The following is a 25,407-nucleotide window of genomic DNA, read 5'->3' on the forward strand; positions in this document are numbered from 1 at the left end:
AACAAGGGCATCGATATGGCTGATCTCGACGTGGGCGATCTGGCGCCGCAATTCGATCTTCCCCGCGACGGCGGCGGATCGCTCAGCCTCGCGGCGTTGCTGGGAAGGCCGGTCGTGCTTTACTTCTACCCGCAGGACGACACCACGGGCTGCACCAACGAGGCGATCGGCTTTTCGCAGCTGAAGCCGGAATTCGAGAAGGCCGGCGCCGTCGTGATCGGCCTGTCGCCGGACAGCGCCCGCAAGCACGACAAATTCAAATCGAAACATGGCCTCACTGTCGACCTTGTCGCCGACGAGGAGCGCAAGGTGATCGAAGCCTACGGTCTGTGGGTCGAGAAGAAGCTTTACGGCCGTCGCTATATGGGCGTCGAGCGCGCCACCTTCCTGATCGGCAGCGACGGACGGATTGCCAGGATCTGGCGGAACGTCCGCGTCAAGGGCCATGCCGAAGCAGTGCTGGAGGCCGTCCGCGCGCTTTGACGGCTGGGCCGGCTCTAACCTGAAAGTCCCATGCGGGTCGTGGTTTGCCGAAATCCGCGCCTCGTGTCCTCATGAAAATTCGGCTGCAACCCATGGGCTGCAAGGCGTTGCGCGCAAGCAACCGACCGTTAACCTTAATGATGTGTAATGAGGTTTGTCGTTGGTGTCGTAACGAAAGCTTGGTCCCGTGAACGCAGCCAGTCAGTCAACGGTCTTTGGCAGGCGCAAGGAGCCCCACACGGTCATTATCGCCCGGGGCAACGAGATAAGGCATTTCACGATACGGCCATGGGTGGCCGCGTTTTGCGGCTCGGCGCTGGCGGCGATGGCGATAGGCTATCTGCTGGCGACCTCCTACCTCGTTCTGCGCGACGACCTGATCGGCGCGACCACGTCACGGCAGGCGCGCATGCAGCAGGCCTATGAAGACCGCATATCCGCGCTGCGGGCCCAGGTCGACCGGATCACCAGCCGCCAGCTCCTCGACCAGCAGCTCATGGAAACCAAGGTTGGCGAACTGCTGGAACGACAGAGCCAGCTCAGCCTGCGCCACGGCCGCCTCGCCCCGATCCTCGAACGCGCCGGGAGCGACGTCGGAACGACGCCTGCCGCGGGTGCCGCCGCGTCCGCAAAGCCGGACCAACGCGCCGACGCGACCGACGCCCAGCCGCAAGCGTATTCGGTTGCCAGTGTCGGCGCGCTTGGCACAAGCAATATCAAGCCGTTCTCCTTGTGGTCGACCCGCTCCGATCCGGCGCCGAGCGACACGGCGGCCGATCGTGCCGACAAGCTCTTCGTGTCGATCAACGAGTCGCTCAAGGCCATTGAAAGCCAGCAGCTCACCCGCATCGCCGCGCTTGCCGACAACGCCTTTAGAAACGCCGATGCGATTTCACAGGCGCTCGAATCGGCCGGCCTGCCGGTCGACAGCGACTTCGGCAAGAGCGATACCGGCGGTCCGCTGATACCGCTCGACAGTTCGATGGTGTTCGACAGCAAGGTAAGAGAACTCGACGAGGCGCTGGACGCGCTCGACCGCCTGAAGACGGAGGCGCGACGGCTGCCGCTCGCCAATCCCGCCCCCGGCCGCTCCGTCACCAGCCCGTTTGGCGTACGCACCGACCCGCTGCTCGGCACCGCCGCGCTGCATTCGGGGATGGATTTCAGGGCGCCGACCGGCATGCCCGCCAAGGTCACGGCGCATGGCGTCGTCGTCAAGGCCGGCTGGAACGGCGGCTATGGCCGCATGGTCGAGGTCGACCATGGCAATGGCTTTACGACGCGCTACGGGCATCTCAGCAAAATCAGCGTGACCGTCGGGGAGAGGCTCGACGCCGGTGACGTCGTCGGCAAGACCGGCAGCAGCGGCCGCTCGACCGGCCCGCATCTGCATTACGAGATCCGCCACAATGGCGAAGCGATCGACCCGCTGCGCTTCCTGAGGGTCGGCAAGAAAGTCGCGCAGTATCTCTGATCTAATTTCCTGGGTGGTTGCAACCTATCGGCTGCACCTGCTTCCTGGCGCCGGCGGGACAGAGGGGGCGCGAAGGATCTCGGCGTAACCGTCAACACGCGCGACATTATTTTTGAATTCCATTTGACTGAATAAATCTTTGGTGCGAACCTCATGCCTCGTAGGGGCGCAAGAGATGGCACTGCGGGGGACCAATCAGGAGTTCGGGCGGCCTTACAACAGGCGCATCGTGCTCGAATCCATCCGCCTTCACGGTCCGATCGCCCGTGGCGACATAGCCAGGCGGGTAGGGCTCACCGTGCAAACGGTATCGACCATCGTTCGCGAGTTGGAGGAGCACGGCTATGTCCTGTCGATGCGCGAAGAGCCGCGAGGGCGCGGGCTGCCTCCGGCGACCCTGCGGATCAACCCGGAAGGCGGCTATGCCGTCGGCATCCACGTCACGCCCCTCGGGATCAACGCGGCGCTGATCAATCTCAGCGGAGACGTGATCGAGAGCATCTACCGCGAAGCCCCCAACGCAACGCCCGATCGTGCCTTCGACCTCATCGGCGCGATGGTGCTCGAACTGAACCGGCTGCGGCCGGGCGGTCGCGTTCTCGGGATCGGCATGGCTTTGCCCGGGCCGTTCGGCGTTGAGTCCATGAGCTTTGTCGGGCCGACGACAATGGCCGGCTGGAAGGATGTGGCGCTCGGGGAGCGGCTGGCGGCCTCGACCGGGCTGCCGGCGTTTTTTGAAACCGACATGGCGGCTGCCGCCATGGGCGAGCGCCTGTACGGCCTCGGGGCGGGATATTCCGAATACTACTATCTCTATTTCGGTGTCGGTCTCGGCGGCGTCATGGTGCATGACGGAAGCGCCTTGCGCGGCGCCTGGGGAAACGCCGGCGAGATCGGACACATCCCCGTGGTGCCGAGTGGCGAACCCTGCCCCTGCGGCAATCGTGGCTGCCTCGAAAGATACCTCTCACTCGAAGCGCTGCGGCGCCGGAATGTCGGCGACGCCGAATGGGTTGATGAAGTCGGGCCGATCTTCCGCAGCGCCATCACCATCATCGAGAACCTGTTCGACCCCGAGACCATCATCCTTGGCGGACTGGCGTCCACCGATCTGCTTGAACGGCTGGCCGGTTCGGCTGCGAACCTTCCCAACTCGGTTTCGGCGCGGAGGGACCGCACGACGCCCCGTGTCACCGTCGCACGCGGTGGGCAGCATGCGGTGCTGCGCGGGGCCGCAGCCCTCGCTGTTTCCGGCGTGCTTTCGCCGCGCTTCGGCCAGATATTCACGACCGAGCGCGAACGCGGGCGAGATCTCCTGCACAGCAAGGGAATCGCGGCATGAGCGGAGCTCAGCCTGGCATGAGCGGAGCTCAGCCTGGCATGAGCGAACCCCTGCTGGTGCTCGACAACGTCACCAAGAACTATGGCGCGATCGAAGCGCTCAAGGGGATCAGCTTTTCAATCGGCAAGGGCGAGGTGGTGGCGCTTCTGGGCGACAACGGCGCCGGCAAATCCACATTGGTCAAGATCATCGCCGGCGGGCTGGAGCCGACCTCCGGCCGCATGCTGTTCGAGGGGAAGGAATTCCTCGCCAAGTCTCCCGCCGAGGCCAAGGCAGCGGGGATCGAGACGGTCTACCAGGACTTGTCGCTTTGCACCAATGTCGACGTGGTGGCCAATTTCTTCATGGGCCGCGAGATCACCAGGAAATTTCTTGGCGTTCCCGTGCTCGACGAAGCCGCCATGGAGAACGTCGTCAAAAATGCCCTCGCCAGCGCCGGCACGCGCATCCCCTCGCTGCGCACAAACGTCGAGCACCTCTCGGGCGGCCAGCGGCAGGCGATCGAGCTCAACCGCTTCGTGCATTTTGGCGGCAAGCTCGTGCTTCTCGACGAGCCGTTCGCGGCACTCGGTGTCGAGCAGACGCGGCGGGGTCTCGACATGATCCGCCAGGTGGCGAGCCAGGGTATCGGCGTCGTCATCATCACCCATATCATGCAGCAGGCCTTCCAGGTCGCCGACCGGATCGTGGTGATCCGGCAAGGTGTCGTGGCGGGCGATGTCGCGCGCAACAAGACAAGTCCCGACGCGGTGATCAACATGATCACCGGAGAGACGCTTGCCGGTGCCGGACCGGCGGGCTGAGGGACAGATGAGGGGTCCGGCGCAAAAGGAGCGAACGACATGAAGAAAATACTTCTTGCTGTCTTCGGTATCCTGGCACTGGCCTTTGCCACGCTCACGCCGGCATTCGCCCAGTCCAAGGGCACCGTCTACTATATGGTGCCGACACTGCTCGACGAATTCCAGACCGGCTCGGTGAGCGCTCTGGAATTGTTCCTGAAGCAGGTCGGCTACGAGATGAAAACGCTGAACGCCGATAACAAGACCGATGCTCAGCAATCGCAGATGAACGACGTCATCGCGCTCAAGCCGTCGGCGATCATTCTCGCCGCCGTCGATTTCAATGCGCTGAAACCGTCCATCGAGGCCGCCCGCGCCGCCGGCATTCCGGTTGTCGAATTCGACCGCCAGATCACCTCGACACCGTCCGACTTCACCTCCGTGGCGGGCACCGTCGAGATCGGCCACGTCGCCGCCGATCAGACCGAGAAGCTCTTGAAGGCAAAGAACGGGTCGGTGAAAGGCAAGGTCCTGCAGGTGCTCGGCGATCCCGGCGATCCCTACACGCTCGACATCCAGAAGGGTTTCGAGGAGAAGATGAAGGCGTTCCCGGACGTCAAGATCATCTCGGTTCCGGCCATGCAATGGGAAGCCAGCAATGCCGGCACCATCGTCGCCGACCAGATGCTCGCCAACCCGGATATCGACCTGATCTTCAGCCACGCCGCGCATCTCTCGGTCGCTGCCGTCGCCTCTCTCGAGGCCGCCGGCAAGAAGCCGGGCGATGTCATGCTGATGAGCTCGAACGGTGCGCCGGTCGGCCTCGACCTGATCCGCAAGGGTTGGCTCAATGTCGAAGTCGAGCAGCCGCTTTACGCTCAGGCCGCCGCCGTCGCCATGTTCATGGACAAGGTCGTCAACAAGCAGGAGATCAAGCCGGGTGAGTACGACGTGCTCGGCCTCAAGTCGACCGTAACCAAGGAAGCCTGGGGACCGAACATCAAGATCCCCGGGGCTGCGATCACCAAGGAAAACGTCGACAACCCGGCCTTCTGGGGCAATATGAAGCCGCCCTCGGACACCGTGAAACCGGTCGAATAGCAGACCTCCGCGGCTCCGGGCCATCGGTCCGGAGCCGGTTTCTCCGTGCCGCGACCGAGGGAGCGCCACGGCAATTTCCAACCCGCGCATCCCTTCGAAATCGGCCTGGAAAATCGGCCTGATTTTTGAGGGTCATGCGCCAGCCGGATCAACACATGTCCCCCCGCACGCGCCACGCCCTTGAGTTCGTCCTCGACAACCTCGTCTGGTTCATGCTGGTCTTCGTGCTGGTGGTCTTCTCCATCCTAATTCCGAACTACTTCCAGCTCGGCATATTCGCCAACATCGTCGAGGCGTCGAGCGTACTTGGCGTCATGTCGATCGGCCTGGCGCTGGTCATCATCACCGGCCACATGGACCTGTCGGTCGAATCCGTGGCGGCGCTCGGTGCCATGGCGGTCGGTATCCTGTTCTGCTCGGCGGGTATCGGCCTTGGCGTTCAATTGCACCCGGAATGGCTAATGGTTCCGGTTTCGCTGCTGCTTGCCGTAGTTGTCGGCGGCATCATCGGCGTCATCAACGGCTACCTGGTCGTCAAGGTGAAGATGAGTGCCTTCATCATTACGCTGGCGTCCTACATCTGGGTGCGCGGCCTCGTGCTGGTTATTTCGGGAGGCCGCTCCGCACAGGATCTTGCGCCGGCAATCCGCTGGTTCGGCATTCAGCGCCTCCTTGGCCTGCCGCTCACCGCCTGGATCGCCATTTCGTGTTTCGTGGTCTTCTCGCTGATCATGGCCAAGACACCCTTCGGCAGGCATCTGATCATGATCGGCGGCAACGAGACCGCGACCTTTCGTGCCGGCATCCGCGTGAACCGCAACCTCGTCATCGCCTTCGTTCTCGCTGGCGCCATCGCCGGCCTTGCCGGCTGGCTGCTGGCCATCCGCACCTCAGGCGCCACCGCCAATCTCGGCGTCGGCCTGCTGTTCAACGCGTTCGCCGCCGTTGTCATCGGCGGTGTCAGCTTGAAGGGCGGCGTCGGCACCTTGCCAGGCGTCTATGCCGGCGTGCTGTTGCTGTCGGCCATCAACACGGCGATCAACCTGATGGGCCTTCCGGCCAACTTCACCCAGGTAATCCACGGTCTGCTGGTGCTTGCCGCCGTGCTGCTCGATGCTTTCAAGCAAACCATCCGCCAGAGGCTGGCATGACCGGCCGTCCAAGGATCGGAAGACTTTCGGACAAGGTCGCGCTGATCGTCGGCAGTGCGCGCGGCATCGGCAAGGGCATCGCACAACGCTTCGTCGAAGAGGGTGCGAAGCTGGTCCTGGCCGATACCGAGATCGAGGCGGGACAAGCGACCGCGGCCGAGCTCGGTGCCGCCTTCATCCGCACCGACATCTCGCAGATGGCCGATGCGGAGGCCGCCGTCGCGCTGGCGCTCGGACAGTACGGCCGTCTCGACATCCTGGTCCAGAATGCCGGCATCTACCCCTGGCAGCTGCTGGAAAACACCAGTCCGGACGACTGGGACCGTGTCATGGCGGTCAATTTGCGCGGCAGCTTCAATGCCGCCCGTGCCGCGCTCGTTCCGATGAAGGCGCAGCACTTTGGCCGCATGCTGTTCACCTCCTCCATCACCGGCCCGCATGTCACCAGCCCCGGTCACGGCCACTATTCGGCGACCAAGGCCGGCATCAACGGACTTATCCGGTCGGCGGCTCTCGAGTTCTCGGGCTATGGCATCACGGTCAACGGCGTCGAGCCCGGCAATATCCTCACCGAAGCAATCCAGCTGCATCGCGGCCCGGCCTTCATCAAGAACATGGAAGACGCCATCCCGCTCGGCCGCCTCGGCAGTCCTCGCGACGTCGCCAATGCCTTCCTGTTCCTGGCTTCGGACGATGCCAGCTACATCACCGGCACGACCATCATCGTCGACGGCGGGCAGCTTCTGCCCGAAGGCAAGGATTTTCGGTTGCTTCCGCCATGATCCTCGATTTCGGTGACGGTTTTTTCCTGCGCCAGGCAACAGCGGCCGACCATGCGGCACTTGCCACGATCTGCCTCAAAACCGGCGACGCGGGCAAGGACGCGACTGGCCGCGAAGACGACCCGGATCTGCTGGGCCTCGTCTACACCATTCCCTATCAGGTCCTCGAACCGGACCTGGCCTTCGTCATCGAGGGTCCCGCGGGTGTCTCCGGCTACGTTCTTGGCGCAGCCGACACAAATTCCTTCAATGCGAGATTGGCCGCGGAGTGGTATCCCGGCCTTCAAGCGCGTGTGGCCGATCCAGGGCCCGACAGCTCCGGCTGGCGCGGCAGCGACTGGGTGCGGCACAGGATCCATCATCCCGATCTTTCCGTCCCGCAAACGCTGGCCGCCTATCCCTCGCACGGCCATATCGACCTGTTGCCGCAGGCGCGCGGAAAAGGCATCGGTAGCCAAGCGATGGCCTTTCTCGAGCAGTGCCTTGCCGCCCGCGGCTCAACTGGACTTTGCCTCGAGGTCATGCGGGGCAATCACGGAGCGCTGAGCTTCTACAACGCCATCGGCTTCGAGGTGTTGCAGAACGTCGGACTGCCGAGAAACTGCATCTATGTCGGCAAGCGGTTTGCCCTTGCGATGCAGTGAAGCGATCGACCCGCTGCGCGCCCTGACGTTTCCTTGCGATGAACGGGGGACAATTCCCTGCCCGAACATCGATAGTCCGGAAGGCTAATTGAAGCGTTAGAGCATGTTTGAAAAGTGCATTCCCAGCATGACTCTGGTGTGATTTCACTGGGTCTCGGTTTGCTTCGGAGGCCGACACGATGGGACGCCGAGCATAGAATGGCCGGGCAGCCGTTGAATGCAGGCCAGGTACGAATGTGAGGAAGGTCGTTTCGACCGATTTCAGGTCAGGCCATGAATCAGGAAAATCCGGCTTTGGTGCTATCGCGGTCCGACCCGCCGTCCTTGCGCTCATATCCCGGTTCGAAAAACTGGCCACAGGATTTACAGTTGCGGTCAAGTGGGATCTCGATCCGACAGTAAAGAAGCAGATTGAAGCTGGGGAACCTTTTGACCTCGTCATCATCAATGCGAACTTGGTTCAGGATCTGACCGCCTTGGGTGTGGCGCGTGACCGAGACGTTTCTCTATTTCGCCTACGGATCCAACATGGACATTCGACAGATGACGGAGCGCTGTCCCGGCGCCGAAGTCGTGGGCACGGGTTATTTGCCAGGCCATGCCCTGTGTTTTCCAAGGATGTCCGTGAAACGCAATTGCGGGGTGTCATCGGTGGAACCTATGGAAGGGGCCGCGGTCTGGGGCGCCGTCGACCGCCTGACGGCCGTCGACTTGGCTCTGCTCGATCAGAAGGAAGGCTACCAGCCGGGCCGGAACAGGAATCTGAACAGCTACACTCGCCTCCCCGTAATGGTGACGATGAATGGCGTGGCAACCGAAATGCAGATCTGCTTTGCCGAACGGCAAGCAGGGACGTTTTTGCCGGACATGGCCTACCTCAGGCATATTCTGGATGGCGCCAGACATCACAAGCTGCCGGATGACTATTGGCCCGGCTTGAGGCGCTGGCCTCAAGCCAGGAGGCTTGACTGCTGGCGCAGGCGAACGACCCGAAGCATAATGGTGGTAATTGGTGGGCGATGACGGGCTCGAACCGCCGACATCTTCGGTGTAAACGAAGCGCTCACTCCACAAGGGCTTGATCCTCTAGGATGATTATGCCCATGCAATCAAAAACATAGCCTTAGCTCTCTCTGGTCCCAAAGCTGATTAGCCGGTTGCTGTCACAGCACAGTCACACCGGAGCTAAAAATGGCTACTTTTCGAAAGCGTAACGGCAAATGGCAGGTCCAAGTCAGACGCCATGGATTTCCTGTCCAATCTAGGTCATTCGTCTCAAAGGAAGACGCCAGGGAATGGGCCAGGACGATTGAGCGTCAGCATGACAGGCAAGAGCTTGGACCCGACCGAAAGGCCCTCAGAGCGATCAACCTAGGCGATCTAGTCTCCCGGTATCGAGATGAGGTCGTTTCCAAAAAGAAGTGCTCGGCTGTCGAGACGATCCTGTTAAACCGCTTCCTTCGCTATCCGATCTGTAAAAAAACACTTTATGAGCTAAGCACGGCTGATTTCGCAGTCTACAGGGATCAAAGGCTGAAAGAGCCCAAGCACAGGTCAGACACGCCGATTACGGCCAAGTCGCTGAAGCGTGAGCTTTCTCCCCTCTCCCATATGTTCCGTCATGCCCTGATCGAATGGGAGATCCCGCTCAGAAACCCGCTGGACGGATTGAAGCTGAAGGTTATCGACAACAAGCGGGAAAGACGGCTTCGTCCCGGCGAACTCGACAGGCTCTTGGAAGCGACAAAGCGGGGCAAGAACAGGCTCGTCTTTCCTATCATCTTGTTTGCCCTAGAGACGGCCATGAGGCGTGGCGAGATACTTTCGGTCAAGTTCCTTCATGTCGATTTCGAACGCCAATCCTTGGTCATCCCTGAGACGAAGTCGGGCTATTCGAGGGTGATCCCCCTGACACTAAGGGCAGTAGCGATCCTAGCCGCATTGATGACTGAAGACACCAAGCCCACGGATCGGGCCTTTCCTATCACTCCGGTAGCTATTAGGCTCCAATGGGACAGGCTGACAGAGCGGGCGGGGATAGACGGCCTGAATTTCCATGACCTCAGGCATGAAGCGATCTCTCGGCTATTCGAACTAGGCCTGACGGTCCCAGAGGTCGCCTCGATCTCAGGCCATAGGACGCTTGCCCAATTGATGAGGTACAGCCATGCCAGTCAGGAGTTTGTCAGAGCGAAGCTCTACGGTGGTCAGTCGTCGGAAAAGCTCATTGGGAGTGACCATCGGTCAGGAAGTCGGGAAATCTCGATTGACACGGCAACAGTCGCGCTAACCCAACCAGAACTAATGGCTTGAAATAGCTACGCTTCTGACCCACCGAGTCACGATCTGACCTCACTAGGCCCTTGCACCCGTCTTGGGCCTTTTCTTTGGCACATTTCGTATTAGGTCGCATCCGCTAGATAATTTTCGTCTACGTCCCTAGAAAGATTTGCTTTAACTGGTCTCTTTCAGGGGTTTTCGGGGACAATGCCTAGGCTAAGAATACGAGTCTCGGCGACTGCAGGGAGCAGCGCTTGTCAAATCCTTTCGATAACTGAGAGAAACAATGGCGACCTGCACATATTTCTCGACCTAGAGCCCCACCACAAGTTTGAAGACGACCCAAGGCTTGCAAGTCCCCCTCGCGTTGCGCAAAGTGCCGCCATAGTCGAGAACCACGCTTCGGTCCATCGCAGCCCTAAAGCTAATGGTATAACAGTAAAACATACCATTCGCACGACAAGTAAGCTGATCGACTACGCGAACTACACCGAACCATTCGCCGACAATTCAATCATAGCTGTTCTTGGTCGTCGTTGCCCCGGCCTCATCTACAGCCACAAACCGTTGCAAGCACGTGCAAAGGACACAGTCGTAAATCTGGGTGGCACCGAAGGACGGTTCGATAACTTGATCTATTTTATCTTCGCATCAGGACCTGAGTTTTCGGCCAATATATTTGCTTCCCCTTTTGTGACAAAGATACTTCGTTTCCGTCATTGGATATTACACATTGGTGCTTGCCGCCTGCTCATGGGTGGTCCCAGGTTTGGCACTACCGTTCGACCGGCATCCAGCCCCCCAAGGCACAATCTCGCTTATGTTGGTGAGTCTTTCGAACGAGTCCCCACTCGCCCAATGTTGCTGCCTGAGATCGATGAATTTATTAGGTCGAGCCTATACCAAATGACCGCCAATACATTGCAGATGATGCGTCAGAGGAACCCTGAGATTGCACTCAGGCTTGGTCAAATTGCGCCCGGCTCTCTTCCAATCGGCCCGATGCTACCTTGAAAGCAGCCGGACCGGGCCGACGGTTTCAGCGTCGCGAGGGGCATCAAAGGCAACGTTTACAAGATGCTTTTCTAGCCTGTATGAAGACGCAAGGAGCTGACATTCACTCGGGAACCAGTCGGACGGCCTCAGCCACTCGCAATAGCGCATGCTTGGCGATTTCCTTTGGATAGCCCGCCCTCTCCAACAAGATTGGCACCATAGTAGCGACGTGCAGAGCTTGCGCCTTATATCGAGCGTTTCGCATGAAGATTTCTGCGATTACCAGAGGGTCAATGGTCCCCTCAGTCTCGTCGGTCAGATATGTGCAAATCTCGGCGGCAGCCTTCCGATTCAATGGGTCGCTGTTCCGTCGCCAAAACCAAAACATCGATCCCAAGATAACCGTTGCTAATGCGACAGCCGCCCCGATCACCGAGCCCCAGATCATCTCTAATTCCCCCCAAATTAGTTCATCATATTACCCGATTCTAATTATTGCTCCGAATGAAATTATTTCTCCCCTAGCCCAAGGATTGCCGTAATCGTGTCGTCTAATCACTGACGGCCACCACTGGCACCTACGTCGATGACGTCCCCGACACGAGCGGACCAAGGGCGGATGAGCCGCCTGCGGTTACATGCAAGGCAACCTAGGGCGCATTGGCGTTGGATACCAGATAGAGCCATGGGGCGGGGCATGGATTAGAACCATGTGTTCATACAGCCTTGATCTTAGGCTGCAGTGCCGATTGATCCGATAGCTATGCCAACGAGGCCCTTACTCAAGGCCCCGCTTTCTGACTTCGGCCTTCACTGCGACCGAACGGCTTATCTCGGCCACTATGCCCACGGCGACGCCAATTAGAAGAAGCAACAAACCCTGGTCGATAACCTCGCCAGTGGTTTTTGATCCGAAGTATCTGGGAGCTGTAGCTTGGCCAGTCGTGTAAGCGAAGGCGAAGGCTGCCGCAACCCGAAAGCTGCTAAGAATTACTAGCAGCCAAGCAATGGCTAGCCCCAACTTTGTGAAGATCATGATCCCTCCCTTTCAGCCTTAGCCGTTCTAGCTACCCTGTGCCCAGGACATCTGCAACTAGGCCAGTTCGCTCCAGGGTCGGCCCCGCCTTTTAAAAATTCAGCCGCGAGCATGGGCTAATCCGGTCTTTGTATGCTCGCTTAGTACGCCTTCATCCCTGGACTCAGCATAATGAACGTCTTCTGTCGCTTCCCGTCTAGCCGTCTCAGTACCCAGACTATCGTTGTAAACTCGCTAGCGGGACTACGAGCCGCGACACTCATAGGCACTCGCATTTACCGTCGTGGAACCCTAGACTGCGTCAACGCCGTCAATAACAACGTTAGTTGCGCCTATCCGTTGCGCTTGGCTTATAACAGCACTGCGAGCAGCCGTAATTCCGCTTGAAGCAAAAGCTCCGTATAGCGCGGACGAAGCATGCAAATCTGTGATAAATTTACAGCCACGAACGCCCTCTGCTTTGCTTATGCGTACATTCCCATTCAATTCTATAGATGACTGCTCGCTAACGCATCCTGTAAGAGACAACAAATAAATCATAAATATAATCGGATTAAATTTCATGCGCTAAAAATTCCTTATGTTCACGTTGATCTAAGTATTGAGATGACGTGACCTATCCGAAGTCGCGATCCTCCTCGTCTCGTTTCTTCTCTGCGGCAATCGACCGGTTGAGACCTCGAGCAGTCTCCCTGGCCCAACCGGCCACCTTCGAAGAGGAATGAATGGACCAACTTTCCAGCGGCGCCAAATACCTTTCTAGGTAGGGAACAAGTGAACCAGACCAGCCGCTAGGGTAGAGTCGACGAGACAGAGCAGTCCTGAAGCCCGGATCGTCGCCAAATTTCGCGACAAGCCTTTCGAGCGCGGGATGGAAGCGTGACTCTGCACCTTGTTCGGGTGCGAGAATGGGAAAAAAGGCTATGAGGAAGACGGATCGCTTGCCAGCATCCCTAGACGCCCATTGGGTGAATTTGGACGTATGTCCATCAAAAAGAACACCAGCCTTGTTATGACTGTCCCCTTCAAATCCATCACGATCCGGTCCGACCAGCTTGAGTAGCCGACGAGCTTCTATCGGCGTGGCGGTTTCATAGAAGCGGGATAAAGAGGCCCATGTCACGCCCATTTGTTTAGCCACAAGTAATTTTAATAGGCGTCGAGCAAGCTCATCTAGGTTAGTCAGATCGAAATCACTATTGGAACATAAGCGAATCAATTGGTCGCATATTCCCGAGGCAAATTCCTTCGAAAGCCCATATCCAGAATTGATCTTTTCGACCAACGTCTCCACGATGTGCGTATCTCTCGGGCCATGAGCAGAACGCTCAAGCAATCGTGGATTAGAGATAGCTGACTCCACGAACCGTGCGAATGTGGGATCCAACTTCGGATCATCCAGCCCATACATAAGGATAATCTCAAGGGCGGCCCACAAGCCCGATGACCCATCATGCTTTCCCAATTCTTCAACAAGAGGCAGCAATTGAAATGGCTCTAATCCACTAAATCCACGACCATAAGACAATATCACGCATTGTGATGGACTAATCTGCTCGTCCTTGACCTTCTGCGTAATCTCTCGGACGCGACTTTCTGTGATTGACAAAGCAGAATAAAGTACGACGCTATATTGCTTTAAGGCATCAATCTTGATCGCGTTGCCCAATAGCTCCGACGCCAATTTGGGGTCCGCCAGGTCGATTGCCGTAAGGACACCCCTCATAAAAGTCACCACGTTTCTGACGTTGTCTGCATCTATTAAATTTACGGTGTATTCGAACAAGGCCCTTTTATTTTCAAATGACGAAGCAAGAGAGCGAGAGAACGGCAATATATTGTGAAGTTCTAAGGGAGCCATCCTCGCAATCGCTTCCCAAGTCAGCTGTTCATTTCGCCCTATTTTGGCCCCCAACTCGCTGACCTTGCGTGCCGAATACTCAAACTGACCGGCCCCGAGAGCGTCGCGGTTATAAACTATGTCCGGGTCCCGAATTTCCGCCGACCAAAATTTCGCGTAAAGTATCGCCAGCTCAATTTCGTTACTAGGCAATAGTTCGTCGTAAAATTTCCTGACCTTTCTGGCGAATTTGTCATAAGGCGATTTCCGGTCAAAGTAGAGCCAGTTACCGACACCCGCAATAGCCTCGAACCAAGTCCCCTTTTCGCTCTTTATGGACAGGATAATTGATTTCAGTTCGTCGAACATTGGCTCAACCAGAAGGGATCTAATGTTTGATGCAATCGCTTGTTCGCAAAGGTCCTGGTAAGCAGAAAAGCGTTTGCGAGCTTCGAATAGGCGACGCAGCCCCGATCGATGAAAACCGAATACCTCGGACCAAATCTTCGGTTGCCAATCTTTCAAAGGAGGGCGGTTTCCAATTTGCTCCGAGTCCCCAGAACGCATAAAGCCTGATCGACGCAGCGTCTGTTCCAGCGCCTCAATGCAGACTTCTGCGATCTTCACGTCGCCGGTTTCTAGACCCTCGTCAATAATCGCGAATCGTTGAGCCGGAGCGGCTTCTGTACCGCTTAACTGTAGTTGAAACAGCTGCTTGAATTCTCCGGTTGCGTTGTTGCCATAATTTTCATTTTCTGCGGCCGCTAACTTCATAAGCAGCCGAGCGGCCGTTTGAAATGTATGGTGTGGGAACACTAGCTTTCTCAACGCCCAGACGAGATATCGTCGCCCGTCCACTATTTGCGACAATTGCAAAACTGTGAGGTTGCCAAGCACCCGTGAAACAGTTTCGGCGGCCGCATCTGTCGCGACGTGAACTAGGGCATCCAATCCGCTGGCGCCAAACTCGGTTTCTAGTGATTGGAGCGTGCCAAACCGGCCATTCCGTCCCAGCAAATGCTCTGCCACGTCCGCCATGGTGGTGGAACGATCGAAGTATCTCCATTGCCGAAGTGCCGCCAATGCTACCGGTTCTTCGCAAGTCGTTAGGAAAGATGATAGGGTCTTCACTCTGCTCACCTTCAGGCGTCGGCTGCCTAAATATGCTGCTATCGGCAACGGCTGAGCTTTGAAAAACATACCTCTACGATCTACCAGTTGATGTTCCGCAGCGATCGACAGATGCTCGAACATTTCATCGCCGGTTTGTCGAGCCAATTCCGATGCCACGGTGTCGAGTTGGCTGGCGACGTCTTTATCTACACCTAGTCTCTCGAATAGAGATAAACATTCGATAGCTCGGATAGTAGCCGGATCGGAAATCTTAGCGCCCTCAAGTATGCGCTCGACAACGTCCTCAACCGACTTCACCGAGTCCATGCCAGCGTTACGATATGTAGTGACCAGAACGGCGATTCGTGGAAAGCCACCACAAAAACTCGTAATGAAGGAAAGCTCGCTCGGGGACGAGGACGGCATCATCTGCTTTAGAATGCCAACTATTAGGTCATCGTTGCATGGCTTAACGGAAATGTTTAGACAATTGTCGTTCAGGATAGCCTTTTCTTCCAGAGAAATCGTTATCATCCGGCATAGACTATTTTCCGAGTCGATTATTGCCGCTAGCTTGACGGCTATATCACGCGGGCACTCATCAATAACAAATATGCAAGGGCTTTTTGAATCAGCAACTGTTGTTACGATATTAACGATATCGTTGGAAACGTCTCTATAATCGCAAAATACTGTGGAAATATGTGCAGTCTCGTCGAAAAGGTCGTCTTGATTGCTGATTGCCTCAAACGTCGCCCTGGTTTTGCCAAGGCCGGACTGTCCGACTAGTCTTATGGATCTCTTGGGAAGGATGAGCCAATCCGAGATGCGTTTCCGAAGCTGATCAAAAGTTATCCGATTGTCAGCCGGGCTGCCAGCTTCGTGTTCTTCCTCTATGCTGCCTAAACCAATCGCATATCGTGCGAGAGTGTCGTCAACACGAGCGATGTTTGAAATTCCAATTCCTCGCCCCCAACCGCCGACGGTACGCATCCCTCTCAGCGCCAATCCGCTTTGGCGCTCATTTATCCAAAGTGCAACAGCGGGATGGGTGCTGGCCCATTTGGCTATTTTGTTCGCATCGTAAATGTGGACTGATGATAACTTTCGAGGGTCCCCTCCAGCCGCTTGGATCCCTTCAATGATGGCCTTCTCACGCTTATCGAGCTTATCCCCTCCCAAGGCTGTAGTCGTGAATCCAACGTAGGCTCCTCCGTTTGTGATCGCAGTGGTAATCGCCTCGTTCAGTTCTTTTGGGTTTCCCGTCTTTAGGGACTGTTTCGTCCAGACCTCTCGCTTCCATCCAGCAGGTCCGGGGTCGGTGGCCTTTGACTGAAATATGGAAAATCGGCTTGGAAGAAAGTCATTGTGTTCAACGCCGCCCTTCCAAGCTATTCGTGCGTCCTCACCCCCATCGGCCACTGTGATCTGAAGTGGGACGGATACTCCCCGCAGCGGAATTTGGCAATTACTTGCTTCCGCATACAGAAGTCGTCTGAGAAGTTCTACCGCGCCGGCGCTGTTTAAATCGGATATCTGCTTAGGTTCAACCGTGAATATCATCACAAATCCCAAAACGATAAAACCAAGTTCGAACCGTATTTATCTGATGTTGCATTGCTCATACATAACACACTGAAAGTAGGATCGAGGTCAAATGATCGAGACACGGTCGTACATGGTTCTTACGCTAGGGTCCATTGTCTTGCTTGCAATCTGATGTGCCTTGCCAATCGAAATATTGTGTTTTTTGGCAATTTCACGGATTGAGAGGCCTTTAGCTCGATCTTCTACAATTTCTGCTAAGACGACTTCGATTTTAGGCCTTCCCAACTTTTTATTCTGAGCTCTCGCTCTGGCAAGTCCGGCTAAGACACGCTCTCGGATCATCGATCTTTCGAATTCAGCAAAGACGCCAGTCATTTGGAACATGGCCTTGCCCGATGGTGTTGTCGTGTCGATTGCTTGTTGATGGAGATAGAGGTCCACCCGATTAGAATGTAAATCTTCCAACGCTTGAACCAGTCCGGTCAGGCTCCTGCCAAGTCGAGAGACATCCCAAGCCATAACCAGATCAAATTTGGCTCTGACTGCGTCTTTTAGCAACTGGTCGTAACCTGGGCGCTTGTCTCGGCCTTTTGCGCCACTGATGCCTTCATCCTCGTAGACGGCTGATATCTGCCATCCTTTGGCTTCAGCCACCCGTTCAAGCTCAAACCTTTGATTTTCGGTTGTCTGCTCCTTCGTACTTACCCTTAAATACAGCGCTGCCCGTTTCAAGCTAGCCTCCCTTGTTCAAAAAACACTCCATTATTGAACGGAGATTTTGACTCTTTGAAGGCCCTGCAAATCAAGGGCTTAGGTAGCCTGAATCGTGAAGGGTTTTTTGAACACCATGCCGATGCTGTCATGAACGTTGACAGACCGCTCTCCCTGAAAGCATACACGAAGCCGACACGCGCCGCCTTCGTCCAGAGTTGTAAACTTCCTAACCGGCTGGGGAGGTGGGGCACAGGTGCCAGGCCCCGGGGTATCGATATCGTATATACAGACGACCCGGGCGCCAGTTTGGGCAATTTGTAAACTTTTGCCCCGAAGCTCGATCGGGGTATGCGTTAAGCGCGACATGTTCGAAGTTTACGGAAAACCTCCGTTGGTTCGGCCTTAGACTGCCTACCTTCGGCTCATATAGCGGTCCCACAAGCGTTTCGCTTGGTTGAGAGACCTTGTCATGCCAAAATATGATTTTCCCAGCCTGGGACCGGTCGTTGGAAATTTGCCCATTGATGTAGTTTCCGCATGACCAATGGGCCGCGTAACAGTCACCTCAGCAGGAACTCCACATTTGGCACGGCCTAGCAATTCTTCTCGTAAGCGGTAACCCTCATAATCCGGTGTTTCTCTCTTTGCCAGAAAGAGCCGCATGGCCGCCGTGTGCCGGTCGTCGATCCTTAATCGCTCCTGACCAGCTAACAGCTCGTCAAAGAGGCTCGGCGAGTTCTTCAGGGATATCGCCCTCCCGCTCATCCTTCTCTGGTAAGCATCTAGCATTGTTGCGGATAGCTCTTCGGCATGCCCCTCTGCTACGATGAAGCTGTCATGGATCGGGAGCACGGGGATCCCTTTGTCCATCATCGTCATGATCACCTCTTCGGCAATGTCAGAATCCAGCCGCTGAAGCCGGATGCCTTCTCCAGAGCCGAAGAACTCTGCAATTGGCTTGTGTCTCGCTAGGATCGCCTCCTGAAGACCCTTCCACGATATCCCTTCTGGTAGGGCTGACTTGAGAGGAGAACGAATGCCGCCCGGAGCGTTGATCATCTTGAGGGTAGTGGTTTTGATAAGGGGACGGACTTCCGGCCCGAAACCATCGATGACGTATGCGTCGCCTTCAAGCTGTTGGCCAACTTGCGCGTAAAGCATTGCCAATTGCATACTCGAAAAATCCACCTCCACGGTTGGCCTGCCGTTGATGGTTATGAAGCGACGGTAGTCTTTGGGGATGCTCTGCCACCACCCGCCATAGAATCGCCCGCCATGATCGAACCTCCCATCGTTGAAGACGCGATAGAGTCTCGTCGGAGAAGCTAGATCGACTGAAGAGGGTTCAGAGTGAGAGTTGCCAAACTCATCATAATCGTGATCGTTTCCTTTCTGCAATTCGACCATTTTCTCGTCGGCAAGAAAGAGATTAAGCTTGGCATTGGATGATATGAAAGAATTATATCTATCTAAGTTAACCTCCATAGATCGGGTTTCTTCATTGTGTTCGAAATCTATAAAGCTCCTCTCGCTCTTTGATGAACCCTTCCTGAGACGTACTGAAGAGAGATCGATTCTCTCGTAAATAAAATCGTATTTAGATACATATTCGTTTATTCCAAATGTGTTCCTAGTAATGGGTATTGAATATAATTCATTAGTATCATTCGATATCGATTTATCTTCTGCCAAACAGGCTAATAGATCACCTTTAATATAATCCGAGATCCATATCTCTGTTGGATATTTGAGCCCCCTTATCTTGTCGAAGTTTCCTCCCTTTTTGTGAATCAGTGACGGATTGGAGTTAGCAAGATATCTCACCACCGTACGAACAGCTCGGATGCCTAGCCGGTAGGGATTGAATTGCCCTTTCGGATAGCCATCGCTGCTAAGGTCTATCCTTACGCCATAAGAGGGGTGCAAAGCGTGTGACCGAAGGAGGTTGGCTAAAATCACGCTCAGAGCCGTTTTGATGTTCTGGACGGCATCCTCCTTTCGCCGCTTCCCTGTTTCCTTTGCGATGCTCTCCGCCATTGGCAATAGAAAGCGCTCAAACGACAATGAGAGCTTTAACGATCGATCAAGCCAAGGGGCATTGCCGGTGTAGATCATGACTCAACCCAATCTGGTAGCTGAGCCAATTGGGCTTCGATTTCAGGAGAGACACCTCCAATCTTGTCCCTGATTGCACCACATAGCCCCGACTTTGACCTACAAAACCTCACTGCATTCCAGGCTGGCCTGCCGTCGAGATTTCCTTTTCGCTTTTGAAGGATCCACTGTATCCCATCGGGGCAAACGATAACCCTCCACGTCCTATCGATATGAAATGCGATATGGCGGTAGGCATCGCTTCTCTCCCTGTTGTCAGGGCCATCTACCGGTCCTACAGCTTGATCAGGTGATTGGACGCATGAACTACAATCGAAGGCCCCATCCGGCTCTAAAACCGCTTCGTTTTGAAAATTAACTTGATCATAATTTTCTTTGCTGAATATTATTTTAATACTCGATAGTACATAGTGAAACATTCTCTATTGATTTCCTTCCAAATTCTAAAAATGATTTTTTTAAATAGCCAAATTTGCCCACCGCCTCGCAGGCGATAGGTTGAGCCGACTCAATCTTCTTTGAAAAGATAAACGCCACCTAATAGGAAGCGTACTGTTGCCAGGAAGGCGGATTCCACCTTCTAAGATAATTATATCAAGAAAATCTCAATTTGTCAATAGGTTAGCTCAGTGACGGCCTGCTCTAGCCGTTGGTAGCCGGAGGCTTCTACCTTGTAAGGCTCCGAGGGGCCCCTACCGCCCTACTACACGAGTCCCACAACTCGTTCAGGCAATCGCGGCCATTGATGACCAAGGAGGAGGTTGTCGCGCTCTAGGATCGCCTTGATGCGATATTCGATAGCTGGCGCCGCTATGAGCAGTGGGCCAACTTTGCGTTATGGATAGGCACCGAGGCTCGTTTCATCCGGGGAAAAGGCCATACGTCCTGTTGTGCGAATTCAGATGATGTCATTCAGCAACTGCTTGGGCGAGAACCAGAAGGCCAAAAGGTCGCTTTGTTGAAAGAAAGAGCCTCCAGGAATCACCTTCCTCTGTCACACTGGTGTCACAGCGACGTGGAGATTTGGCGGGAATCAAGCGGGCGATTAGCTTAGTGAGACAAACTTGTTTGACGTGCGAACCAAAACGCCATAGGTTGCGCAAGCAACTGATTTATCAGCGTTTTTGGGAGCTGGAGGAGCGCGAGACTCTTTGAATGGAATGGTGGGCGATGACGGGCTCGAACCGCCGACATCTTCGGTGTAAACGAAGCGCTCTACCAACTGAGCTAATCGCCCGCTCCGGGCCGGACCTTTAAGCAGTTAAGGCAGGCTTCGCAAGGCCAAATGAGCGCGCAATGCCCTCGCCGCCGACTGGTTTTGGCAACAAAGTTCGGCTTGTCAAAAAACCTTCTCCTGTTTGCTGTTATGCTGTCACGGTGCGCTTGACACCCAGTGGCGAACCCCTTATCCACCGCCCAACGACGAACACGGCAACACGTGCTCGTCTGTGCGCGGGTGTAGCTCAGTCGGTTAGAGTGCCGGCCTGTCACGCCGGAGGTCGCGGGTTCGAGCCCCGTCACTCGCGCCATTTCTCAATCACTTAGCCGGTTGGTGGGTGAGGTCTGGATGCCGGATCGGCAGTTCAGAGTGCCGCTTTTGCCGATCGGCCTATGTTGCCGGTCCGCCTTGCCGATCTCGCACAACCTCCTTATGTCTAGCTGCAAGGGGATGGAGTCCCCCAAAACCGCCCGTAAGGGCTGATGACTCCTGCCGTGTGGAGACGCGCGGTGGGAGCCGGACGATTGGACCGACCCGCCGCGCCGCGGGTTTTTTGGTGCCCGAACTCCACGCACCCGAAATTGCCGGTCCGGCCGGAAGGAGTGTGCGATGGAGAAGGCCTGGCTGGTTTCGAAGCGCGGCGATCGCCAGCAAGACAATCGTAGCCATCGGTATTCCGAAGCATGAAGGACATTCTCGAAGGCTTGGTGTGGGTCATTCTGGGCAGCGCCATCGGCGGCCCAGCCCGGTACTTCGTGTCCGGTTTGGTCGGTCGGCACATCGGCGAGACGTTTCCCTGGGGCACAATGGTGATCAATGTCAGTGGTGCCTTCGTCATCGGGCTGTTCGCCGCAGCGGCGATCGGCGGGACGTTGCCGACGCCTGCCGCCTGGCAATTCGCCGTCACCGGATTTCTTGGCAGCTACACCACGGTTTCCTCGTTCAGCCTGCAAACGCTGGCGCTCGTTCGCGATGGCCAGTTCCTCCGGGCCGGCGGCAATGTGATCTTGTCTCTCATGCTCTGTCTGTCTGCGGTAACGCTCGGATATGCGGCCGGCTCCATCATGTTGGATGCGGGCGTATGAAGCCAACCGAGGAAATCCAGGCCAAGTCCTTGCCATCATCGCACCCAGGCAACGCCCGACGGTGGGCTGTCCCTGAGACCGTAAGGCTTTATCTGATCGTTTCGGCCGGCACCGTCATCGGCAGTGTTCTGCGCGCTCTTGCTTCGATCGGCACCCTTGCCTGGCTCGGTCCTGGTTTCCCTTGGGGCACCTTGTTCGTGAATGTCATCGGCTCGTTCGTCATCGGCTTCTATGCGACCTTGACCGGTCCGGGCGGACGTGTCTTCGCCGGGACGCGCCAGCGCCAGTTCGTCATGACCGGAATTTGCGGCGGGTTCACCACTTTTTCGATGTTCAGTTACGAAACGTTCCGTTTCGTACAGACAGGCAGCTGGCCGATGGCAGGACTGAACGTCGGCGTCTCGATCACGACCTGGCTCCTTGCAGTGTGGCTAGGCCACATGGTCGCATCGCGCCTCAACCGGTTGGGAGGAGTTTGACCATGCAGATACCAACACAGGCGGTGCTTTTGCGGATTTTCATTGGCGAGGATGACAGGGACGACGGTCACCCGCTCTACGAGTCAATTGTGCTCAAGGCCCGCGAAATGGACCTGGCGGGCGCGACCGTGTTGCGGGGCGCCATGGGCTTCGGCCATTCGAGCCTGCTGCACACGGCAAAAATCCTCAGGCTTTCGGAAGACCTGCCGCTGATTGTCGAGATCGTCGACAGCGAGGAAAAGATCAATGGCTTCCTGCCGGCGCTCGAAACGATCATGAGCAGCGGCCTGGTGACGCTGGAGAAGGTCCAGGTGCTGCAATATGGTGTGGATCAAAATTGAGATAACCCCTTCTCCGGCAACCGCGGACATGCCTCGGGTCCGATAGAGCGGGATGCGTTTACGACCGGACGGGTTCCGTGCGGTTTCAGGTCCGGGGCCGATCTCACCCCCTCGCCAGCAAAGCCTCGACCTCCTCCAGCGTCGGCATCGACGGCGCGGTGCCCGGCCGCGTCACCGAAATGCCGGCGACGGCGCAAGCGAAGCGGGCCGCCTGCAGCGGTTCCACCCCCCTGGCAAGTGCTGCGGCCAGGCCGCCATTGAAGGCGTCGCCTGCCCCGGTTGTTTCGACCACGGGCCCGGCATTGATCGCGCCGACATGGTCGGAGCGATCGGCCGTACGCAACAGCGCGCCTTTTTCGCCGAGCGTCACGATGACCGCGCCGACGCCCTTTTTCAGCAGATTGTCGGCGGCGCGGCGGGCGTCGTCGATGGAGGACACCTTGATACCGGTCAGTTCCTCGGCCTCGGTCTCGTTGGGCGTGACATAGTCGCAGAGCGTGTAAATGCGCTCGGGCAGGCTTGCCGCCGGCGCCGGGTTGAGGATGGTCGTCACCCCTGCCCCACGCGCGATTACCAGCGCCCGCAGCGCAGCCTCGATCGGCTGTTCGAGCTGGGTGACGAAGACGCCGGCCGAGCTGATCAGGCCGGCATGGGCCTCGATGTCGGCAGGCGAAATCAACATGGCCGCACCCGGGCTGACGATGATGGCGTTGTTGCCGGTCGTCTCCTCGACGAAAATATAGGCCGCACCCGTGTAACTCTCCGGCGTATCGATGACAGCGCTCTTCACGCCAGCCCGCGCCCAGGTCTGCCTGGCCATGTCGGCAAAGGGATCGACGCCAAGGCGCGTCAGGAAAGTGATGTCGGCGCCGAGCCGGCCGGCCGCGACCGCCTGGTTCGAGCCCTTGCCGCCCGGGCCGAGCGTGAAGGATGTGCCGAGGAGGGTTTCGCCCATGCGCGGCTGGCGGGCGGCGCGGTAGGCGGTGTCGGCGACAAAGACGCCCAATATGACGACAGGCTTGCCGGACGCCATGCGCCTACTCCGCATCCGGCGGTACGACGCCCTTGCGGAACGCAAAACAGCCATAGAAGCGGCGTTCGCCGGTCTGGATGACGCAATAGCCCTTCTTGGCGCGCTCGTAGAAGGCGTAGCGCTCGACCGAGATCATCGGCCAGGCCTTGCCCTCCGCGGCGTCGATCTCTCTTTGCACTTCCATCTGTACGGGTGGGATCTCATCCGGCTTGCCGACGATCTCCATGCGTGCCGCCGCGTCGTCGACGAAACTGTCCAGCGGATAGAGCGACAGGACCGCCTTGACCACATCCGCCGCCGGCGCGTCGATGCGCAGCAGCTGGCCGAGCACGGTCTGGCGCGCCACCGAATCGGACGGGAAATTGGTGTCGGCGATGATCAAATCGTCGCCATGGCCCATCGCCCGCAGCGCCTGGAGCACGTCGGCGTTGAGCAACGGATCGATTCCTTTGAGCATGGCATTCCTCCCGAACGGGTTTATGTGAAACCTGGCGCATGATCCCGAAAAGTGATGTCGGGTTCGGATAAGATCATGCGCAAATCAAAGTGTTATAGCCGGCGACCGGTCTCTGCGTCGAAGAGATGGACCTGGTCAAGCCGGGGTTTCAGGTGCAGCGTGTCGCCGGGCTTGAAGTCGTGGCGCTCACGGAACAGCGCCACCATCTCGCCATCGCCGAAGCGCAGGAACACCAGCGTCTCAGAACCGGTCGGCTCGACCACGGAAATCTTCGCAGGCACGCCGTCAGGGTGGATTTCGAGATGCTCGGGCCGCACGCCGTAGACGACATTGCGCCCGTCCTCCACCGCGCTGTTCGCGGCGATCGGGAACGGCGCTCCCGATATTTCGACGACAGGCTTGTCGCCCTTGCGCACGACACCCTTGAGCAGGTTCATCGACGGAGAGCCGATGAAGCCGGCGACGAACAGATTGGCCGGCCGGTCGAACAGTTCCAGCGGGGCGCCGACCTGCTCGATGCGGCCGTCGCGCATCACCACGATCTTGTCGGCCATGGTCATGGCTTCGATCTGGTCGTGCGTGACATAAATCGTGGTGGTCTTCAGCCGCTGGTGCAGTTCCTTGATCTCGGTGCGCATCTGGACACGCAGCTTTGCGTCGAGATTCGACAGCGGCTCATCGAACAGGAACACCTGCGGGTTGCGCACGATGGCGCGGCCCATGGCGACGCGCTGGCGCTGGCCACCCGAGAGCTGGCGCGGATAGCGCTTGAGATAGGGGGCGAGATCGAGGATATCGGCGGCGCGCTTGACCCGCTCTTTGACCACCGCCGGGTCGGTCTTCCGCAGCTTCAGCGCAAAGGCCATGTTCTGCTCGACCGTCTTGTGCGGATAGAGCGCGTAATTCTGGAACACCATGGCGATGTCGCGCTTGGCCGGCGGCAGATGGTTGACGACACGGTCGCCGATGGCAATCGTGCCGCCCGAAACGGTTTCCAGCCCCGCCACCATCCTGAGCAGCGTGGACTTGCCGCATCCCGAAGGACCGACCAGCACCACGAATTGCCCATCGGCGATGTCGACGCTGACATCGTGCAGGACCTTGACGGTTCCGAACGCCTTGGCCACATTGCTGATCGCGACTTGAGCCATTGGCCCCCCTTTCGTCGCGGTGAAGCTAAACAACGCAAACGGCTAGAGCAAGTCGGTCTCTTATAGATAAAAACCCATTCTCGTTGACACCGCACTTGGTTGTGAGAATAGTGAAGCGGCTCGGGTTATGACCCTGTTCCGGGCGCGCCGGGACGCTAGTCTGACCACGGAAATCGAAGCGTCGCGGGAGGGAAAATTGGGCCGCTATTTCCAGGAGTCGCTGTCGTTGGGGAACACGTCC

21 protein-coding genes, 2 tRNA genes, 1 pseudogene and 1 riboswitch are annotated in these 25,407 nt (G+C 57.1%); of the genes and pseudogenes, 15 read left to right on the forward strand and 9 right to left on the reverse strand.

The window, feature by feature from the left end:
• Positions 1–15: 15 nt before the first annotated feature.
• From AC0NID_RS24355 to AC0NID_RS24405, 11 genes and pseudogenes are all read left to right on the forward strand, one after another.
• Entirely contained in the window at positions 16–483 is a 468-nt protein-coding gene (locus tag AC0NID_RS24355) for a peroxiredoxin (RefSeq protein WP_473453021.1), read from the forward strand.
• A 187-nt stretch (positions 484–670) separates the two neighbouring features.
• A complete protein-coding gene (locus tag AC0NID_RS24360; RefSeq protein ID WP_473453020.1) occupies positions 671–1,957 on the forward strand; it encodes a M23 family metallopeptidase in 1,287 nt (428 codons plus the stop codon).
• Between the two features lie 175 nt (positions 1,958–2,132).
• Positions 2,133–3,299, forward strand: coding sequence for an ROK family transcriptional regulator (locus tag AC0NID_RS24365; protein ID WP_473453019.1), 1,167 nt, complete (start codon positions 2,133–2,135; stop codon positions 3,297–3,299).
• Positions 3,300–3,337: 38 nt separating this feature from the next.
• Positions 3,338–4,102 (forward strand): ATP-binding cassette domain-containing protein, encoded by a 765-nt coding sequence (locus tag AC0NID_RS24370; protein WP_473453018.1) that lies wholly within the window; start codon positions 3,338–3,340, stop codon positions 4,100–4,102.
• 39 nt (positions 4,103–4,141) lie between these two features.
• Positions 4,142–5,182, forward strand: a complete 1,041-nt coding sequence (locus AC0NID_RS24375; RefSeq protein WP_473453016.1) for a sugar ABC transporter substrate-binding protein — start codon at positions 4,142–4,144, stop codon at positions 5,180–5,182.
• Between the two features lie 155 nt (positions 5,183–5,337).
• Positions 5,338–6,333 (forward strand): ABC transporter permease, encoded by a 996-nt coding sequence (locus AC0NID_RS24380; protein ID WP_473453015.1) that lies wholly within the window; start codon positions 5,338–5,340, stop codon positions 6,331–6,333.
• Positions 6,330–7,115, forward strand: coding sequence for an SDR family NAD(P)-dependent oxidoreductase (locus tag AC0NID_RS24385; RefSeq protein WP_473453014.1), 786 nt, complete (start codon positions 6,330–6,332; stop codon positions 7,113–7,115). The genes AC0NID_RS24380 and AC0NID_RS24385 overlap by 4 nt, the downstream gene beginning before the upstream one ends.
• On the forward strand, positions 7,112–7,759 hold the full coding sequence (locus tag AC0NID_RS24390) for a GNAT family N-acetyltransferase (RefSeq protein WP_473453013.1): 648 nt from the start codon (positions 7,112–7,114) through the stop codon (positions 7,757–7,759). The genes AC0NID_RS24385 and AC0NID_RS24390 overlap by 4 nt, the downstream gene beginning before the upstream one ends.
• Before the next feature lie 236 nt (positions 7,760–7,995).
• Positions 7,996–8,241 (forward strand): annotated as a pseudogene (locus AC0NID_RS24395) (hypothetical protein); the annotation flags it as partial.
• 7 nt (positions 8,242–8,248) lie between these two features.
• Positions 8,249–8,782: a gamma-glutamylcyclotransferase family protein gene (locus tag AC0NID_RS24400; protein ID WP_473453012.1), complete on the forward strand. Its 534-nt coding sequence runs from the start codon at positions 8,249–8,251 to the stop codon at positions 8,780–8,782.
• Positions 8,783–8,950: 168 nt separating this feature from the next.
• Complete coding sequence (locus AC0NID_RS24405; RefSeq protein WP_473453011.1) at positions 8,951–10,072, forward strand: site-specific integrase; 1,122 nt, start codon at positions 8,951–8,953, stop codon at positions 10,070–10,072.
• A gap of 1,741 nt (positions 10,073–11,813) precedes the next feature.
• On the opposite strand, the gene AC0NID_RS24410 is transcribed toward AC0NID_RS24405, so the two are convergent.
• The 6 genes from AC0NID_RS24410 to AC0NID_RS24435 form a co-directional block, all read right to left on the reverse strand.
• The gene (locus AC0NID_RS24410; protein WP_473453010.1) at positions 11,814–12,071 is read right to left on the reverse strand and encodes a hypothetical protein; all 258 of its coding nucleotides are present in this window, start codon (positions 12,069–12,071) and stop codon (positions 11,814–11,816) included.
• A gap of 291 nt (positions 12,072–12,362) precedes the next feature.
• Complete coding sequence (locus tag AC0NID_RS24415; RefSeq protein ID WP_473453009.1) at positions 12,363–12,635, reverse strand: hypothetical protein; 273 nt, start codon at positions 12,633–12,635, stop codon at positions 12,363–12,365.
• Positions 12,636–12,687: 52 nt separating this feature from the next.
• Positions 12,688–16,587, reverse strand: a complete 3,900-nt coding sequence (locus AC0NID_RS24420; protein ID WP_473453008.1) for a hypothetical protein — start codon at positions 16,585–16,587, stop codon at positions 12,688–12,690.
• Positions 16,588–16,677: 90 nt separating this feature from the next.
• Positions 16,678–17,304, reverse strand: a complete 627-nt coding sequence (locus tag AC0NID_RS24425; protein ID WP_473453007.1) for a recombinase family protein — start codon at positions 17,302–17,304, stop codon at positions 16,678–16,680.
• A gap of 393 nt (positions 17,305–17,697) precedes the next feature.
• Positions 17,698–19,401 (reverse strand): hypothetical protein, encoded by a 1,704-nt coding sequence (locus AC0NID_RS24430; RefSeq protein ID WP_473453006.1) that lies wholly within the window; start codon positions 19,399–19,401, stop codon positions 17,698–17,700.
• 1,161 nt (positions 19,402–20,562) lie between these two features.
• A tRNA-Val gene (locus AC0NID_RS24435) sits at positions 20,563–20,638 on the reverse strand.
• Positions 20,639–20,853: 215 nt separating this feature from the next.
• Between AC0NID_RS24435 and AC0NID_RS24440 the strand changes: the two genes are divergently transcribed.
• From AC0NID_RS24440 to AC0NID_RS24455, 4 genes are all read left to right on the forward strand, one after another.
• A tRNA-Asp gene (locus AC0NID_RS24440) sits at positions 20,854–20,930 on the forward strand.
• A 127-nt stretch (positions 20,931–21,057) separates the two neighbouring features.
• Positions 21,058–21,119: riboswitch (Fluoride riboswitch) on the forward strand.
• 184 nt (positions 21,120–21,303) lie between these two features.
• Entirely contained in the window at positions 21,304–21,705 is a 402-nt protein-coding gene (gene crcB / locus AC0NID_RS24445; RefSeq protein ID WP_473453005.1) for a fluoride efflux transporter CrcB, read from the forward strand.
• The gene (locus AC0NID_RS24450; RefSeq protein ID WP_473453004.1) at positions 21,702–22,184 is read left to right on the forward strand and encodes a CrcB family protein; all 483 of its coding nucleotides are present in this window, start codon (positions 21,702–21,704) and stop codon (positions 22,182–22,184) included. Before crcB ends, AC0NID_RS24450 begins: the two co-directional genes overlap by 4 nt.
• A 2-nt stretch (positions 22,185–22,186) precedes the next feature.
• A complete protein-coding gene (locus tag AC0NID_RS24455; RefSeq protein ID WP_473453003.1) occupies positions 22,187–22,525 on the forward strand; it encodes a DUF190 domain-containing protein in 339 nt (112 codons plus the stop codon).
• A 103-nt stretch (positions 22,526–22,628) separates the two neighbouring features.
• Here AC0NID_RS24455 and rbsK read toward each other — a convergent pair whose 3' ends face one another.
• From rbsK to AC0NID_RS24470, 3 genes are all read right to left on the reverse strand, one after another.
• Positions 22,629–23,558: a ribokinase gene (gene rbsK, locus AC0NID_RS24460; protein WP_473453002.1), complete on the reverse strand. Its 930-nt coding sequence runs from the start codon at positions 23,556–23,558 to the stop codon at positions 22,629–22,631.
• A 4-nt stretch (positions 23,559–23,562) separates the two neighbouring features.
• The gene (locus AC0NID_RS24465; protein ID WP_473453000.1) at positions 23,563–24,015 is read right to left on the reverse strand and encodes an RbsD/FucU family protein; all 453 of its coding nucleotides are present in this window, start codon (positions 24,013–24,015) and stop codon (positions 23,563–23,565) included.
• Between the two features lie 92 nt (positions 24,016–24,107).
• Positions 24,108–25,166, reverse strand: a complete 1,059-nt coding sequence (locus AC0NID_RS24470; RefSeq protein WP_473452999.1) for an ABC transporter ATP-binding protein — start codon at positions 25,164–25,166, stop codon at positions 24,108–24,110.
• Between the last annotated feature and the right edge of the window lie 241 nt (positions 25,167–25,407).

Source organism: Mesorhizobium sp. WSM4821 (assembly GCF_055901555.1).

What these genes read in the sequence shown, in the direction of transcription:
- AC0NID_RS24355 (WP_473453021.1), top strand. Translation starts at nt 16, where the DNA reads ATGGCTGATCTCGACGTGGGCGATCTGGCGCCGCAATTCGATCTTCCC.
- AC0NID_RS24365 (WP_473453019.1), top strand. Translation starts at nt 2,133, where the DNA reads ATGGCACTGCGGGGGACCAATCAGGAGTTCGGGCGGCCTTACAACAGG.
- AC0NID_RS24370 (WP_473453018.1), top strand. Translation starts at nt 3,338, where the DNA reads ATGAGCGAACCCCTGCTGGTGCTCGACAACGTCACCAAGAACTATGGC.
- AC0NID_RS24375 (WP_473453016.1), top strand. Translation starts at nt 4,142, where the DNA reads ATGAAGAAAATACTTCTTGCTGTCTTCGGTATCCTGGCACTGGCCTTT.
- AC0NID_RS24380 (WP_473453015.1), top strand. Translation starts at nt 5,338, where the DNA reads ATGTCCCCCCGCACGCGCCACGCCCTTGAGTTCGTCCTCGACAACCTC.
- AC0NID_RS24385 (WP_473453014.1), top strand. Translation starts at nt 6,330, where the DNA reads ATGACCGGCCGTCCAAGGATCGGAAGACTTTCGGACAAGGTCGCGCTG.
- AC0NID_RS24390 (WP_473453013.1), top strand. Translation starts at nt 7,112, where the DNA reads ATGATCCTCGATTTCGGTGACGGTTTTTTCCTGCGCCAGGCAACAGCG.
- AC0NID_RS24405 (WP_473453011.1), top strand. Translation starts at nt 8,951, where the DNA reads ATGGCTACTTTTCGAAAGCGTAACGGCAAATGGCAGGTCCAAGTCAGA.
- AC0NID_RS24410 (WP_473453010.1), bottom strand. Translation starts at nt 12,071, where the DNA reads ATGATCTTCACAAAGTTGGGGCTAGCCATTGCTTGGCTGCTAGTAATT.
- AC0NID_RS24415 (WP_473453009.1), bottom strand. Translation starts at nt 12,635, where the DNA reads ATGAAATTTAATCCGATTATATTTATGATTTATTTGTTGTCTCTTACA.
- AC0NID_RS24420 (WP_473453008.1), bottom strand. Translation starts at nt 16,587, where the DNA reads ATGATATTCACGGTTGAACCTAAGCAGATATCCGATTTAAACAGCGCC.
- AC0NID_RS24430 (WP_473453006.1), bottom strand. Translation starts at nt 19,401, where the DNA reads ATGATCTACACCGGCAATGCCCCTTGGCTTGATCGATCGTTAAAGCTC.
- crcB (WP_473453005.1), top strand. Translation starts at nt 21,304, where the DNA reads ATGAAGGACATTCTCGAAGGCTTGGTGTGGGTCATTCTGGGCAGCGCC.
- AC0NID_RS24450 (WP_473453004.1), top strand. Translation starts at nt 21,702, where the DNA reads ATGAAGCCAACCGAGGAAATCCAGGCCAAGTCCTTGCCATCATCGCAC.
- AC0NID_RS24455 (WP_473453003.1), top strand. Translation starts at nt 22,187, where the DNA reads ATGCAGATACCAACACAGGCGGTGCTTTTGCGGATTTTCATTGGCGAG.
- rbsK (WP_473453002.1), bottom strand. Translation starts at nt 23,558, where the DNA reads ATGGCGTCCGGCAAGCCTGTCGTCATATTGGGCGTCTTTGTCGCCGAC.
- AC0NID_RS24465 (WP_473453000.1), bottom strand. Translation starts at nt 24,015, where the DNA reads ATGCTCAAAGGAATCGATCCGTTGCTCAACGCCGACGTGCTCCAGGCG.
- AC0NID_RS24470 (WP_473452999.1), bottom strand. Translation starts at nt 25,166, where the DNA reads ATGGCTCAAGTCGCGATCAGCAATGTGGCCAAGGCGTTCGGAACCGTC.